Origin of the sequence: Ensifer sp. KUDG1 (genome assembly GCF_050434285.1) — a bacterium.
GTDB lineage: Bacteria > Pseudomonadota > Alphaproteobacteria > Rhizobiales > Rhizobiaceae > Ensifer.
This window is the reverse complement of record NZ_JBNDIG010000002.1, coordinates 16,660-30,887: the sequence shown is the minus strand read 5'-3', so window position 1 is coordinate 30,887 and position 14,228 is coordinate 16,660. Positions and strand designations below refer to the sequence as shown.

Sequence of the window (14,228 nt, the reverse complement as noted above, 5' to 3'; positions counted from 1 at the left end):
GTCATCGAACGCCCGGCGCTGAAGCCGGACGATGGGAGGACGCGATGGCGCGCAGCAAGTCGGCACAGATCGCAGGCAGACCTTTCATGAACCTGGTAGCGGCAGTCTTTGCCGCGCTGATGGCATCGGCGCCGATCGCCGCCGCCCAGGAACCGGCCGTCGTCATTCCGCCGCCTTCGCTAGACGAGAAATCATCCGCATCGACGGAAATCGCCGTCTTCGCCGGCGGCTGCTTCTGGGGCGTTCAGGGCGTCTTCCAGCACCTCAAAGGCGTGAAGAAGGCCGTCTCCGGCTATGCCGGCGGCACGGCGGCAACCGCCGACTACGAGACGGTGAGCGGCGGCAAGACCGGCCACGCGGAATCGGTGGAAGTGACCTTCGATCCACGCGAAGTGACCTATGGCCGGCTGCTGCAGGTGTTCTTCTCCGTCGCCCACAATCCGACCCAGCTCAACTATCAGGGACCGGATCATGGTCCCCAGTATCGCTCGGCGCTCTTTGCCGTCACGGATGAACAGAAGCGGATCGCCGATGCCTATATAGACCAGCTCGGCAAGTCTGGCGCCTTCCCGGCGAGGATCGTCACGCAGGTCTCGCCGTTCAAGGGATTCTACGCCGCCGAGGACTACCATCAGGATTTCCTGACCCGAAACCCGACCCATCCCTACATCGTCTATAACGACTTGCCGAAGATCGAGAACCTGAGAACCCTGTTCCCTGACGCTTTCCAGGCAAATCCGGTGCTGGTGTTCAAGGCGAAGAGCTAGGGCCGTTCCAGCCGACACGACGGTTCGGCGTTGCCGCGCCCGATGCCAGCGCGTCAGCGCGTCCCGACGAGAACAGCCACCCCTTCCGCCAGCCGGCGGAAGCCGTCCCGCGCGCCCTCGCTCATGTGCCGCGCCCTGAGCCAGGCATGGATCATCTGCGGTTCCTCGCGGAAGGTGACGTTGACGCCGGCGGCGGCAAGCCGCGCCGCATAGCGACGCGCATCGTCGCGCAAGGGATCGAAGAAGGCGCCGGTGATGTAGCTCGGCGGCAGGCCGGAAAGGTCCGTTTCGGCCAAGGGGGCGGCGAAAGGATTGTCAGCCGGCGCCTTCAGGATATCGCGATAGTAGCTGACATCGGCGGTCGTCAGCCCCGGCGCCTCGGCCATTTCCTCGTAAGATCCCGAGACGAGATCGCCGCCAAGGCCCGGATAGATCAGCGCCTGGCCGACAATGCCCTTGAGACCTTCCGCCCGAGCCTTCAGAACAATGCCCGCCGTCAGGTTGCCGCCGGCGCTGTCGCCGGCAACGACAACAGGACAGCCATCGGACAGCAATTCCTTCAGCACCGCGTAGCAATCGTCGAACGCGGCCGGCCAGACATGCTCCGGGGCCAGGCGATAATCGACCGAAACCAGTTCGGCGTGGGCGAAATCGGAGAGCTCGGCGCAGATCGAATCATGGCTGTCGAGCGAGCCGACGACAAAGCCGCCGCCGTGGATGTAGTAGATGCGCGTCTCGGTCGATACCGTGGCCGGCGTGTAGTGCCGGATCGGAATGAGACCATTGACAAGTGTGTCTTCGCGGGTGAGCCCTTTCGGGCTCGGCGCATCGAATTCGGCGCAGAGCGCGTCATACCATTTGCGCTGCTGTTCGATCGGGGCATCGACCGCATCGGCCGGATAGAAGTCCTCGCAGCGGCGGTGGAAAGCGAGGATGCCGGGCTCGCTCGGCATGGGTTTGGCGCTTGCCCTGTTGTCCATTTCACGTCCTCGCTCGATCAAGCGGTATCACTGGCATTCAGGTCGTCACGCGAGCAGGTCGGCTCAGAATTTGCGGGGTTGATAACACCACCCCCTACAATTACTGATTTAGGCCTCCTACCTACAATCCGCTCCGATTCTCTCTCCCGTGGTGTCTCCATGAAAGTATTGCAGGCCTTTCGCAATCGCCATCCTGTTTGCGCCGCATTGATCGGCTTCTTCGCCGCGCCAGCGCTGATGATGGCCTATCTTGGGCGTTGGAAGCTCGCCCTGGCATACTTCATTGCGGAGGTCGCACTGTACTTCGGCGCCTCCTGGGCGATTGCCGCAGCGACGAGTACCCATGACGCGACGTGGCTTGCCGATCTCGCGCTGGTTGCCTTCCGTTGCTTCGGATCAAACCACGGCTATCAGCTGGCTCGCGGCATTTCGCCTGGCCAGAGCTTTCCCTGGTATGCACGTTGGTACGGCCTCGCCCTGATCTTCCTCGTCGCGCCAATTGCCTTCACGTCGCTCTTGTTCCAGTCCTTCGGCACAGCGGCATCTTCGATGTACCCGACGATCCGTAGCGGCGACTATGTGGTCGCAAGCAAATACGCCTATGGCTACGGCAAGTTCTCGTTCCCTTTCAGCATCGGACTGAAATCGAAGGTACTTGCGAGCGCGCCGGAACGCGGCGACGTGGTCGTCTTCGCCTTCCCGCCGCAGCCGGAGCTCCCCTATGTCAAGCGGGTCGTCGGTTTGCCCGGCGACAGCGTTCAATACAGGGGCGGTACTCTCTACATCAACGGCGAACCGACGCCGAAGGAGCAGGTCGAGGTACAACACAATCCGGACGATCAGGGCGGTGACTTTACAATCTACAGCGAAAGGCTGTCCGGCGACCGCTTTCACCGAATGGCCGAAGACACGCCCGTCTCCGACACCCAGGAATTCACCGTTCCAGACGGCCACTACTTCATGCTTGGCGACAACAGGAACCGAAGTGCCGACAGCCGGCACGATGTCGGCTTTGTTCCGGAGGAGAACATTTTCGGGAAAGCCGTTCTGGTTCTCTACAACAAACGCAGTGGTTTCGACGCCTTTCGAAAGGTGAACTAATCCGGGCAGACAGCGGCGGCGCGGCAACGGCTTGCCAGCCGCGCCCCACACCTATTAACTCGCGCCATGGCCTTCACTTTCAGACAGTTGCAGTATTTCGTCGCCGTCGCCGAACAGGGGTCGATCACCCGCGCGGCGCAGAACCTGTCGATCTCGCAATCCTCGATCACCGAGGCGATCAAGGAGCTTGAAGGCGATCTCGGCGTCGAACTCTTCGACCGGCACCCGCGCGGCCTGTCGATCACCCATAACGGCCACCAGTTCCTGCGCCACGCCACCAAGATCCTCTCCAATGTCTCCGACGCCCGTCGGAGTTTCTCCGACAGCCGCGAGGAAACCGGCGGCAAGCTCAACCTCGGCGTCACTTCGCTGGTTGCCGGCTACGTGCTTTCCGATCTGCTCGCCCGCTATCGCCGCGCCTGCCCCGGCGTGGAAGTCAGCGCCATCGAGGACAACGGCTCCTATCTCGAACATCTCCTGATCGGCGGCGAGCTCGACGTTGCCGTCATGGTCATCTCCAATCTGCGCGACCGCATGGCGCTGCAGGCGGAAATCCTCGAGACCTCGCCCTATCGCCTGTGGCTGCCGATCGGCCATCCGCTCGTCAGCGCCGATATCATCTCTGTCAGCGATATCGCCAAGGAACCGCTGATCATGCTGACAGTCGACGAAATCGAGGAGAACACCGGCAAGCTTCTAACCGCGCTCGGAGCCCGTCCGCACGTAGCATTCCGCACCCGCTCGGTGGAGGCGGTGCGCAGTCTGGTCGCGACCGGCGCCGGCATCGCGCTCCTTCCCGACCTCGTCTATCGCCCCTGGTCGCTGGAAGGCGACCGCATCGAAAGCCGGGACGTCTCCGGCGCCCTTCCCGTCGTGCAGGTCGGCATGGTCTGGCGCAAGGGTTCCGGCCTGCCACAATCGGCGCGCGATTTCGTCGGCATCGCCGAGGCGCTCCGAAGCGCCAGGCCGCGCTAATTCCCTGGATTTATTAACCTTCTCCCGCCACTGACCACACCTTTGGCGTGCCTCCCGACTATAGATATCGGAAAAACCGAAAGCGACATTCTGTTTAATGAATTTGCGAATACGGTGAAATGAAGGCACGCTTCATCCTGGGAACGAAGCCGCAAAACGCGGCTCAAAACTGGGAGAATTCAGATGAAGCAGATGCTCAAATCCTGCACGGCATTGACCCTGTCGCTCGGCCTTGTCGCCCCGGCATTCGCGCAGGAGCCGCTGAAGGAACTCGGCAAGGGTGAAGGCGAACTCTCTATCGTCGCCTGGGCCGGCTACATCGAGCGCGGCGAGACTGACAAGGCCTATGACTGGGTCACGGATTTCGAAAAGCAAACGGGCTGCAAGGTCTCGGTCAAGACTGCCGCCACCTCGGACGAAATGGTGGCGCTGATGAACGAAGGCGGCTTCGACCTCGTCACCGCCTCGGGCGACGCGTCGCTCCGCCTCGTCGCCGGCAAGCGCGTCCAGCCGATCAACACCGACCTCATCCCCAGCTGGAAGACCATCGACGAGCGCATGCAGAACGCGCCCTGGTACACGGTCAACGGCGTTCACTACGGCACCCCTTACGTCTGGGGCCCGAACGTGCTGATGTACAACAAGGATGCCTTCAAGGGCGAAGCACCGAAGAGCTGGAACGTTGTCTTCGAGGAAATGAACCTGCCCGACGGCAAGTCCAACAAGGGCCGCGTCCAGGCCTATGACGGCCCGATCCACGTGGCCGACGCTGCCAACTACCTGATGGCGCACAAGCCGGAACTCGGCATCAAGGACCCCTACGAGCTCAACGAAGACCAGTACAAGGCAGCGCTTGAGCTGCTGCGCGGCCAGCGCAAGATCGTCGGCCGCTACTGGCACGACGCGATGATCCAGATCGACGACTTCAAGAACGAAGGCGTCGTCGCCTCCGGCTCCTGGCCGTTCCAGGTCAACCTGATGGAAGCCGAGAAGCTGCCGATCGCCTCGACCATTCCGGAAGAAGGCGTGACAGGATGGGCCGACACGACCATGCTGCATGCCGAAAGCCAGCATCCGAACTGCGCCTATATGTGGATGGAGCACTCGCTGTCGCCGAAGGTCCAGGGTGACGTCTCCGCCTGGTTCGGCGCCAACCCGTCGGTCGGTGCGGCCTGCAAGGGCAACGAACTCCTGACCGATGCCGGCTGCAAGACCAACGGCTACGAGGACTTCGACAAGGTCAAGTTCTGGAAGACGCCGGTGACGAAGTGCGCAAGCCAGGGCGAATGCGTGCCCTATCACCGCTGGGTCTCCGACTACATCGGCGTGATCGGCGGCCGCTGAGCCGTCAGACCTAACGCAAGCATTTGCCCCTCACCCTGACCCTCTCCCCGCACGCGGGGAGAGGGAACGCCCCCGGCCAAACCGTAGCGCGTGAACTTGAGGCAAGACGCCCGCCGCACATCCCCTTCGCCCCGCCTGCGGGGAGAAGGTGCCCGGCAGGGCGGATGAGGGGCCACATTTCCGGAGCATTCAAATGACCACCGCCGTTCTCTTCGACAATGTTTCCCGCCACTTCGGCGCCGTGCGCGCCGTCGATGGCGTGAACCTCGAAATTGCCGAGGGCGAGTTCTTCGCCATGCTCGGCCCCTCGGGCTCCGGCAAGACCACGTGTCTGCGCCTGATGGCCGGCTTCGAGCAGCCGACCGGTGGCCACATCGAGATCTTCGGCGAAACCGCCGAGGGCGTGCCGCCCTATCGCCGCAGCGTCAACACCGTCTTCCAGGACTACGCCCTCTTCCCGCATCTCTCGATCCTCGACAACGTCGCCTACGGGCTGATGGTCAAGGGCGTCGGCCGCGAGGAACGCCGCAAGGCGGCCGAGGACGCGCTCGCCATGGTCAAGCTCCCGGGCTACGGCTCCCGCCGCCCCGGCCAGCTCTCCGGCGGCCAGCGTCAGCGCGTGGCGCTTGCCCGCGCGCTCGTCAACAAGCCCAAGGTGCTGCTGCTCGACGAGCCGCTCGGCGCGCTCGATCTGAAGCTGCGCGAGCAGATGCAGGAGGAACTGAAGAGCCTGCAGAAATCGCTCGGCATCACCTTCGTCTTCGTCACCCACGACCAGGGCGAGGCCCTGTCGATGGCCGACCGCATCGCCGTCTTCAACGATGGCCGCATCCAGCAGCTCGGCAGCCCGGAAGATGTCTACAAGCAGCCGAAGACGCGCTTCGTCGCAGACTTCGTCGGTTCGTCCAACGTGCTGCCGCAAAAGCTCTGCCAGCGGCTCGGGCTGAAGGCACCCTTTGCCAGCCTGCGCCCCGAGGCGATCGTCCTCGCCCAGCCGGTAGATGGCGCGCTCAGCCTGTCGGGCACCGTCTCGGCCCATAGTTTCCTCGGCGCCGTCAACCGCGTCGTCGTCGATGTCGATGGCGCCCGGGTCGCGGTCGCCAGCCCCGCAGCCCTTGCCGTGCCCGCGCTCGGCAGCCCCGTCACCATCAGCTTTGCCGCCAACGAGCTGCACCCGATGGAGGACGCATGACCGCCTTTGCCGAACCCCTCGTCTTGCCCGAACGCCGCGGCCCCGCCGGCCGCCTGTCGGATTTCTTCTGGCGTCACCCGCACCTGCTTCTGACGCTGATGCTCGCGCCGCCGCTGCTCTGGCTCGGCGTCGTCTATCTCGGTTCGCTCTTTGCGCTTCTGCTGCAGAGCTTCTTCTCGATCGACGATTTCTCAGGGGTGATCAATTACGAGTTCACCTTCGCGACCTATCGCCAGCTCTTGAGCGAGACCAATCTCGACATCATCCTGCGCACCGTCTTGATGGCCGCGACCGTGACCGTCGCTTCCGCCGTCATCGCCTTCCCGATCGCCTATTACGCGGCGCGTTACGCCCAGGGAAAATGGAAGGTGCTCTTCTATCTCGGCGTCATGCTGCCGCTCTGGTCGAGCTATCTGGTCAAGATCTACGCCTGGAAGCTGATCCTCGCCAAGGAAGGCATCCTCACCTGGATCTTCGGCAAGCTGCACCTGCTCTGGCTGCTCGATGCCTGGTTGGCGCTGCCGGTCGTCGGCGGCAACTCGCTCTCGGTCAGCTACACCGGCACCTTCATCGTCTTCGTCTATGTCTGGCTGCCCTTCATGATCCTGCCGATCCAGGCAGCGCTGGAGCGTGTGCCCAGCAACCTGATCGAGGCGTCATCCGACCTCGGCGGCACGCCGGCCCAGACCTTCCGTTTCGTGCTCTTTCCGCTGGCGCTGCCCGGCATCGTCGCCGGATCGATCTTCACCTTCTCGCTGACGCTCGGTGACTACATCATCCCGCAGATCGTCGGCTCCTCGCGCCTCTTCATCGGCCAGGCCGTCTACGCCCAGCAGGGCACCGCCGGCAACATTCCGCTCGCCGCCGCCTTCACCGTCGTGCCGATCGTCATCATGGGCGCCTATCTCTTCGTCGCCAAACGCATGGGGGCCTTCGATGCGCTCTGATCGCAACCGCTCGCCAATGGGCCTGAAGATCGCGGCCGGCGCCGGCCTCGCCTTCCTGCACCTGCCGATCCTCTTGATCTTCCTCTACGCCTTTACAACCGAGGAAAAGAGCTACCAGTTCCCGCCGCCGGGCCTGACGACCCAATGGTTCGCCGTAGCCTGGAACCGGCCCGACGTCTGGGCGGCGCTGACGCTCTCCGTCAAGGTCGCCTCGATCGCCACCGCCGTGGCGCTGGTGCTCGGCACGCTCTGTGCGGCCGCCGTCAGCCAGACGCGCTTCTTCGGTCGCGAGACGGTCTCGCTGCTCGTCATCCTGCCGATCGCGCTGCCCGGCATCATCACCGGCATTGCGCTTCGCTCCGCCTTCTCGATGGCCGACATCCCCTTCTCCTTCTGGACCATCGTTCTCGGCCACGCGACCTTCTGCATCGTCGTCGTTTACAACAATGCGGTCGCCCGCTTCCGGCGGATTTCCGGCTCGCTGATCGAGGCCTCGATGGACCTCGGCGCCGACGGCGTCCAGACCTTCCGCCACATCATCCTGCCGAACATCGGCACGGCTCTGCTCGCCGGCGGCATGCTCGCCTTCGCGCTGTCCTTCGACGAGGTGATCGTCACCACCTTTACCGCCGGCCAGCAATCGACGCTGCCGATCTGGATGCTCGAAGAGCTGATCCGCCCGCGCCAGCGCCCGGTGACCAATGTGGTCGCCATGGTCGTGGTGCTCGTCACCTTCCTGCCGATCCTCGGCGCCTACTACCTCACCCGCGACGGCGACCAGATAGCCGGCGCCGGCAAGTAACTCGACTTTCAAGGGAGAACAGACATGGACACCCAACTGCTGATCGGATCGCGCTTCGAGGCCGGCACCGAGGCCGACGAACACATCCTGAACCCGCGGACGGGCGGCAAGATCGTCGATCTGCCGGAAGCTTCACACGCCCAGGTCGAGGCAGCCGTCGACGCCGCCGAGAGCGCCTTCACCAACTGGTCGCAGACCACACCGGCCGAGCGCTCCAACTATCTCCTGAAGATCGCCGACGCGATCGAGAAGGATGCCGACGGCTTTGCAGCGCTTGAAGCGCTCAACTGCGGCAAGCCGATCAACGCGGTGAGGAACGACGAAATTCCGGCGATCGTCGACTGCTGGCGTTTCTTTGCCGGCGCCGTGCGCAACCTGCATGCGCCGACCGCGGGCGAATACCTGCCCGGTCATACCTCCATGATCCGCCGCGATCCGATCGGAATCGTCGGCTCGATCGCGCCGTGGAACTATCCGCTGATGATGATGGCCTGGAAGCTGGCGCCGGCGATCGCCGGCGGCAACACCGTCGTGTTCAAGCCCTCAGAACAGACGCCGCTGACGGCGCTGAAGCTTGCCCGCGTGCTCGCCGACATCCTGCCCGAAGGCGTGGTCAATGTCGTTTCCGGCCGCGGCGAAACCGTCGGCAACGCGCTGATCAACCACCCGAAGATCTCGATGGTCTCGATCACCGGCGACATCGCCACCGGCAAGAAGGTGCTGGCGGCCGCCGCCAAGACCGTCAAGCGCACCCATCTGGAACTCGGCGGCAAGGCCCCTGTTATCGTCTATGACGACGCCGATCTGGAAGCGGTCGTCAACGGCATCCGCACCTTCGGCTATTACAACGCCGGCCAGGACTGCACCGCCGCCTGCCGCATCTATGCCGAGGCCGGCATCTACGAAAAGCTCGTCGCCGACCTCACCTCGGCCGTCTCCACCATCCGCTACAATCTCGCCGACGACACCGAAAACGAGATCGGCCCGTTGATCTCGCGTCGCCAGCGCGACCGTGTCGCCAGCTTCGTCGAGCGCGCCGCCGACCAGAAGCACATCGAGATCACTACCGGCGGGGCCGCCGGCAGCGCCGACGGCTTCTTCTTCCAGCCGACGGTTGTGGCCGGCGCCACACAGGAGGACGAGATCGTGCGGCGCGAAGTCTTCGGCCCGGTTGTCTCCGTCACCCGCTTCACCGGCAAGGACGATGCGGTCGCCTGGGCCAACGACAGCGATTACGGTCTCGCCTCCTCGGTCTGGACCAAGGATATCTCCCGGGCGATGAAGGCCGCGTCCCGGCTGCAATACGGCTGCACCTGGATCAACACCCACTTCATGCTGACCAACGAGATGCCGCATGGCGGCGTCAAGCAGTCGGGCTACGGCAAGGACATGTCGGTCTACGCGCTCGAGGACTACACCGCCGTTCGCCACATCATGATCAACCACGGCTGAGGCTCACCGCCCCGGACGCGGAGAATGCATGCAAACGAAACAAACGGGAGGAGTTTGCGATGTACCGTCGTCAATTGCTTGTTGCGGCTGGGGCTCTCGGCCTCAGCGCCCTCGTGCTCACGCCGGCGGCCTTTGCCGCCGACGCGGCGCCCGATGTGGTCGCGGCCTATGTCGCGGCCTGGAATGCCCATGACTCAGGCAAGGCCGCATCTTACTTTGCCGACGACGTCACCTATTACGACGCGTCGGTCGGCACGCCAGTGACCGGCAAGGATGCCGCCAAGACCGGCGTCATCGACAATTTCCTGAACGCCGCTCCCGATGCCGTCTGGACCATGAAGGGCGACCCGATCGCCAGCGGCGACAAGGTCTCTTTCGAATGGGAGTTCTCCGGCACCAACTCCGGTGCCTGGGCCGATGGCACGGCTGCGACCAACAAGAGCTTCAAGTTCACCGGCGCCTCGGTCTTCACCGTCAAGGATGGCAAGATCGCCACCCAGAACGACTATTACGACGCGCTCGGCTTCTACAAGCAGCTCGGCCTGATGCAATAGGCGAGCCCGATGGCTGCAGGCTCCGGCTTGCAGCCATCGCATCCGCGCCTGAAATCATGAGCATAAAACTCATAAATGACTTGCACAGCACGAAATCATGAGTAACACGATCACCTTATGAGTTTCTGACCACGCTCAGAAGGTGTCCAATGCTTGCAGGACGGCGTTCGTCTACGGCTGTAGTTCCGATCGGGCTTGCCCATGTGCGGGTGACGCGATGACGGCTGCTGTTTCCGAACAGGTCATGGCGACCGGTGGTCCCAAGGCATTGTCGGCCGCCTTTGCCGGCCCCCATGCCTGGTGCAACGAGAAGATGATGCTCGCGGACGAACTGTCCGACGGCGTGGCGTTGACGGATTTCTTTTCCTCCGGCGTCTTCGATCGGGCGCTCGATATCTACACGGAAAAGTCCGGCGCCAGCGACCGGCGCGCCGTCGCCTCCATGTGGTCGCTTTATTACTTCTCGGCCCTCACCATCCCCTATCTGGTGGCGCGCGTTCTCGATCACCATGTCCTTCCCGTCTCCTTCGATCGCATGAAGGTGGCGCTTGCCGAGGACGGCCTGCCCCGAGCCTTCGGCGTCGCGACCTCGGGCGATTGGCAGGAGGGAGACGACAGCGACGTTTTCGCGACGCTTGCTCCCCTGATGCAGGGGCATCTGCGCGAGGTCGTCGGCCACCTCAAATCCGTCGGCGGCATCGCCCCGAAGCTCGCCTGGAACAATGCGCTCGTCTATATCGACTATACGCTGCGCGCCTCCGGCATCGAGCCGCTGAACGCGCAGGCCGACGCGCTGATCGGCAGCAAGTCCCTGCCGGATGGCACGCCCAACCCCTTCTTCGATTGCCTGCGGCACGAGGAGGAAGACGGCGCGCGTGTCTGCCGGCGCAAGATCTGCTGCCTGCGCTATCTGCTGCCCGGGGTCCCGAGCTGCGGCAGCCTCTGCGCCCTCCCCAGCCAAAGGAACCAATAGGTTTGTCTTCCCGCTTCCCCTTCCCGGCCGCTCTGCGGCTGACGATCGTTGTCATCGCCGCCCTGCTTTTTGCCGTCTCCGCCCGCGCCGAAGGCATCTGGCCGATGACCGTCACCGACGCGGTCGGCCGCGAGGTGACGATACCGGCAAAGCCGAAGGCGATCCTACTTGGAAGCGGCTTCAATCTCGTCGCCCTGTCGCTCATCCATCCCGATCCCGTCAGCCTGCTTGCCGCCTGGTCCGGCGACATGAAGACCGACAACCCCGAGATCTACGAGAGCTTCCGGCGGAAATTCCCTGATATCGCCGACGTGCCGCAGATCGACGACGGCACCGGCCCCGGCCTTTCCTTCGAGACGCTGCTGACGGTGAAGGCCGATCTCGCGCTGCTCAACAACTGGCAATCCGACACTGAGTCCGGCAGGCGCGCCATCGAATACCTGACCGGCATCGGCGTGCCGGTGGTGGTGGTCGATTTCAACAACGACGCGCTGACCGGCACCCCGCGCATGATGCGTCTGCTCGGCCGGATCCTCGAACGGGACGAACAGGCCGAGGCCTTCGCCCGGTTCTACGAGGACAAGCTCAAGCTGATCCGCGACCGCATCGCCGCCAAGCCGGAACCGCGCCCGCTGGTGCTGATGGACGCCTTCCCCCAACCCGACCGCTGTTGCTGGGCCTATGGCACCGGCGGTCTCGGCGAATTCCTGACGGTGGCCGGCGGCCGCAACTTTGCCGAAGGCGTGCTGCCGAGGCCGGGCGGCACCGTCAACGCCGAGGCGATCATGGCCGCCAATCCGGAAATCTATATCGCCACCTCCTCGCCCGGCGGCAAATACGGCACGCTCTCGATCGGCCCCGGCGTCAGCGAGGACGAAGCCCGCGAGACGCTCGCCCGCACCATCGAAGCGCCGGCGCTGAAGACCATCCGCGCCATCGAGGAAAAGCGCGTGCACGGTCTCTGGAACTTCTTCAACGCGATCCCGCTCAACATCATCGCCGCCGAAGCCTTCGCCACCTGGATCCGGCCGGATCTGTTCGGCGATCTCGATCCGCAAAAGAGCCTCGCCGAGATCAACGCTCGCTTCGCCGCGGTGCCCTTCGAAGGCACCTACTGGGTGGATCTGACACCCGCCAGATAGGGAGGCGTCCTGCACACGTAAGCGCGGGAGCGCATGACCTGGTCACGCGTGTTCACCAATTCGTCAGGGTGCTTCCTTTCGTCCGACGCCCCGGCGTGTTGCCAGTCGGCGCCCACCCTATATAAAGGCCAGGTGGTGTAGCGCGCCGTTCCGAGAAGGCGAGCATCGCTGTAACACGTTGATCGGCTGCACGATTTCTCAGTTGCGTCGATTCCGGACCAAGGAATGATGCGGGGTTGAGGAGGATCTTGATGCTGTGGTTGATTGCGTTACCGCTGGGTCTTGTCGTCGTGTATCTGGCAGCGCGCTTCAGCCGCTTTCGTCATTGGGCCGAACCGATCCTTTCCGTCGCCGTGGCGCTCGGCCTGCTCGTCGCCTTCATCATCTGGTTTGTCGACCGCGACGGCCGCACGCCCCCTGCGCCACAGCCCGCTGAGACGACGCAACCGGCCGGCCTCACGGCCTCCGATGTCGCCCTGGAAGGCCTGACCTTCGAGCAGAGTCAGCCGGAAAGAAGCTTCCGGCTGCGCGGCACGGTGACGAACAAAGGGCCGCAGCTGCTCGAATATTTCCGCCTCGCGGTCACGCTCGAAAACTGCCCCGACGGCAATTGCGAGACGATCGGCAACGACACAGCACTGATCCTCGCCCGCGTACCGGCGGGTCAGAGCCGTTCGTTCGAAACCTTCCTCACCTTCCCCAACCGCGAGGGCGAAAGCCTGACGGCGCCGAAATGGACGACCGAGATCCGGGAAGTCCGCGGCGCCAACCGTTAGTCGGTGGCGCGGGAGAGACAAGCAGCCAAGCGTTAGCCAACGTCTGCCCGCGCCCGACCGTCAAGCCGCTGCGGGGCGCCGCAACGCCTCGATGAGCTTCGCCGTCGACTGCACCTCGGCAAATTCCGCCCGCAATGTCGCCACATGGGCACGGTGGATGTCGCGCGCCGAAATCACTCCGCCTTCGCCGTCCGGCTGGTCGAAGCAGTCGCAGGCATCCTCGACGAGCATCATGCGGTAGCCTAGATTGGCGCCGACGCGCACCGAGGTCGAGACGCACATGTCGGTGGAAATACCGAAGGCGACGACCGTGTCGACGCCGAGACGACGAAGGCGCAGATCGAGATCCGTGCCGATAAAGGCAGCATTGACGCCCTTGGTGACGAGCGCCTCGTCTCCCATCGGTCCGAAACCGGGCCTGAAACCATTGCCGGGGGCGCCCAGCGAAAGCGTCGAACCGGGCATGACGCTGTCGTGGCGCACGTGAATGATCGGCCGACCGCTCGCCCGCCAGGCGGCAAGGAGCGCAAGGCCGTTTTCATCGACCGCGTCGTTCCAGCGGCGCGGCCAGGGGGCGCTGTCAAAGGCCTGCTGCATGTCGATCGGCAGCAGCACGGCGTTGTCGGGGATATTCAGTTTGGGCATGGAAAGGCTCCGTTGTTGCAGGGAGACGCTATCTTGCCTATCGTCCGGTTTCACTGGACATGATGACGCCTGACCGGACATATGTCCGGAAATGGCGACATGGAGGCGACGTTTTGACGGAAATCGATGAAAAGGATCGCCTGCTCTTGTCGGCTCTCAGACAGGATTCGCGCCAGAGCCTGGTGGCACTGGCCCGCCACAGCGGCCTTTCGCGCAGCGCGGCCCATGACCGGCTGCGGCGGCTGGAATCGAAGGGCGTGATTGCCGGCTACACCATCCGCCTCGGCATCGAAGACCAGAGCCCGACGGTCAAATCGCTGATCGCCATCACCTTCCAGCCCGGCAAGAACTGCGACCACATCGTGCCGCATCTCTCCGCCATGCCGCCCATCGTCACCTGCTGGTCGCTCGCCGGCGCCACCGACCTGATGGTGCTGGTCGAATGCGCCTCCAACGGCGATCTCGACACCATCCGCCGGCAGATATCGATCATCCCGGGCGTCGCGACGGTGCAGACGCATGTGGCGCTAAGGACGCATTTCAACCGGCGGGACTAGGCAAACGAAATGCGTCGCCGG

15 protein-coding genes are annotated in these 14,228 nt (G+C 63.9%); 13 read left to right on the top strand and 2 right to left on the bottom strand.

Annotation, left to right across the window (positions count from 1 at the left end):
* Nucleotides 1-44: 44 nt before the first annotated feature.
* Nucleotides 45-767 carry a peptide-methionine (S)-S-oxide reductase MsrA gene (gene msrA, locus M2267_RS05605; protein WP_429113101.1) on the top strand — a complete coding sequence of 241 codons (723 nt, stop codon included), beginning with the start codon at nucleotides 45-47 and terminating at the stop codon, nucleotides 765-767.
* Between the two features lie 53 nt (nucleotides 768-820).
* Here msrA and M2267_RS05600 read toward each other — a convergent pair whose 3' ends face one another.
* Complete coding sequence (locus M2267_RS05600; protein WP_429113099.1) at nucleotides 821-1,747, bottom strand: alpha/beta hydrolase; 927 nt, start codon at nucleotides 1,745-1,747, stop codon at nucleotides 821-823.
* Nucleotides 1,748-1,906: 159 nt separating this feature from the next.
* Here M2267_RS05600 and lepB point away from each other — a divergent pair, with 159 nt between their 5' ends.
* The 11 genes from lepB to M2267_RS05545 all read left to right on the top strand — a co-directional run bounded on the left by lepB (nucleotide 1,907) and on the right by M2267_RS05545 (nucleotide 13,005).
* Complete coding sequence (gene lepB / locus M2267_RS05595) at nucleotides 1,907-2,848, top strand: signal peptidase I (RefSeq protein ID WP_082006196.1); 942 nt, start codon at nucleotides 1,907-1,909, stop codon at nucleotides 2,846-2,848.
* A 66-nt stretch (nucleotides 2,849-2,914) separates the two neighbouring features.
* Complete coding sequence (locus tag M2267_RS05590; RefSeq protein WP_043624663.1) at nucleotides 2,915-3,823, top strand: LysR family transcriptional regulator; 909 nt, start codon at nucleotides 2,915-2,917, stop codon at nucleotides 3,821-3,823.
* Nucleotides 3,824-4,006: 183 nt separating this feature from the next.
* Nucleotides 4,007-5,167, top strand: a complete 1,161-nt coding sequence (locus tag M2267_RS05585; protein ID WP_429113098.1) for an ABC transporter substrate-binding protein — start codon at nucleotides 4,007-4,009, stop codon at nucleotides 5,165-5,167.
* A gap of 193 nt (nucleotides 5,168-5,360) precedes the next feature.
* Nucleotides 5,361-6,359, top strand: coding sequence for an ABC transporter ATP-binding protein (locus tag M2267_RS05580; RefSeq protein WP_429113096.1), 999 nt, complete (start codon nucleotides 5,361-5,363; stop codon nucleotides 6,357-6,359).
* Nucleotides 6,356-7,306 carry an ABC transporter permease gene (locus tag M2267_RS05575; RefSeq protein WP_429113094.1) on the top strand — a complete coding sequence of 317 codons (951 nt, stop codon included), beginning with the start codon at nucleotides 6,356-6,358 and terminating at the stop codon, nucleotides 7,304-7,306. Before M2267_RS05580 ends, M2267_RS05575 begins: the two co-directional genes overlap by 4 nt.
* Entirely contained in the window at nucleotides 7,296-8,108 is an 813-nt protein-coding gene (locus M2267_RS05570; protein WP_429113093.1) for an ABC transporter permease, read from the top strand. The genes M2267_RS05575 and M2267_RS05570 overlap by 11 nt, the downstream gene beginning before the upstream one ends.
* Nucleotides 8,109-8,132: 24 nt before the next feature.
* Nucleotides 8,133-9,560 carry a gamma-aminobutyraldehyde dehydrogenase gene (locus M2267_RS05565; protein ID WP_429113092.1) on the top strand — a complete coding sequence of 476 codons (1,428 nt, stop codon included), beginning with the start codon at nucleotides 8,133-8,135 and terminating at the stop codon, nucleotides 9,558-9,560.
* A gap of 59 nt (nucleotides 9,561-9,619) precedes the next feature.
* Nucleotides 9,620-10,114, top strand: coding sequence for an ester cyclase (locus M2267_RS05560; protein WP_402319370.1), 495 nt, complete (start codon nucleotides 9,620-9,622; stop codon nucleotides 10,112-10,114).
* Nucleotides 10,115-10,331: 217 nt separating this feature from the next.
* Complete coding sequence (fhuF, locus tag M2267_RS05555) at nucleotides 10,332-11,087, top strand: siderophore-iron reductase FhuF (RefSeq protein ID WP_429113090.1); 756 nt, start codon at nucleotides 10,332-10,334, stop codon at nucleotides 11,085-11,087.
* Between the two features lie 32 nt (nucleotides 11,088-11,119).
* Nucleotides 11,120-12,229 carry an ABC transporter substrate-binding protein gene (locus M2267_RS05550; protein WP_429114494.1) on the top strand — a complete coding sequence of 370 codons (1,110 nt, stop codon included), beginning with the start codon at nucleotides 11,120-11,122 and terminating at the stop codon, nucleotides 12,227-12,229.
* A 251-nt stretch (nucleotides 12,230-12,480) separates the two neighbouring features.
* A complete protein-coding gene (locus M2267_RS05545; RefSeq protein ID WP_429113089.1) occupies nucleotides 12,481-13,005 on the top strand; it encodes a hypothetical protein in 525 nt (174 codons plus the stop codon).
* A gap of 60 nt (nucleotides 13,006-13,065) precedes the next feature.
* Here the strand turns inward: M2267_RS05545 and M2267_RS05540 are convergent, their stop codons facing one another.
* Nucleotides 13,066-13,650 (bottom strand): cysteine hydrolase family protein, encoded by a 585-nt coding sequence (locus tag M2267_RS05540; protein ID WP_429113088.1) that lies wholly within the window; start codon nucleotides 13,648-13,650, stop codon nucleotides 13,066-13,068.
* A 113-nt stretch (nucleotides 13,651-13,763) separates the two neighbouring features.
* On the opposite strand from M2267_RS05540, the gene M2267_RS05535 reads away from it, so the two are divergent.
* Nucleotides 13,764-14,207 (top strand): Lrp/AsnC family transcriptional regulator, encoded by a 444-nt coding sequence (locus M2267_RS05535; protein WP_429113085.1) that lies wholly within the window; start codon nucleotides 13,764-13,766, stop codon nucleotides 14,205-14,207.
* Nucleotides 14,208-14,228: the final 21 nt, after the last annotated feature.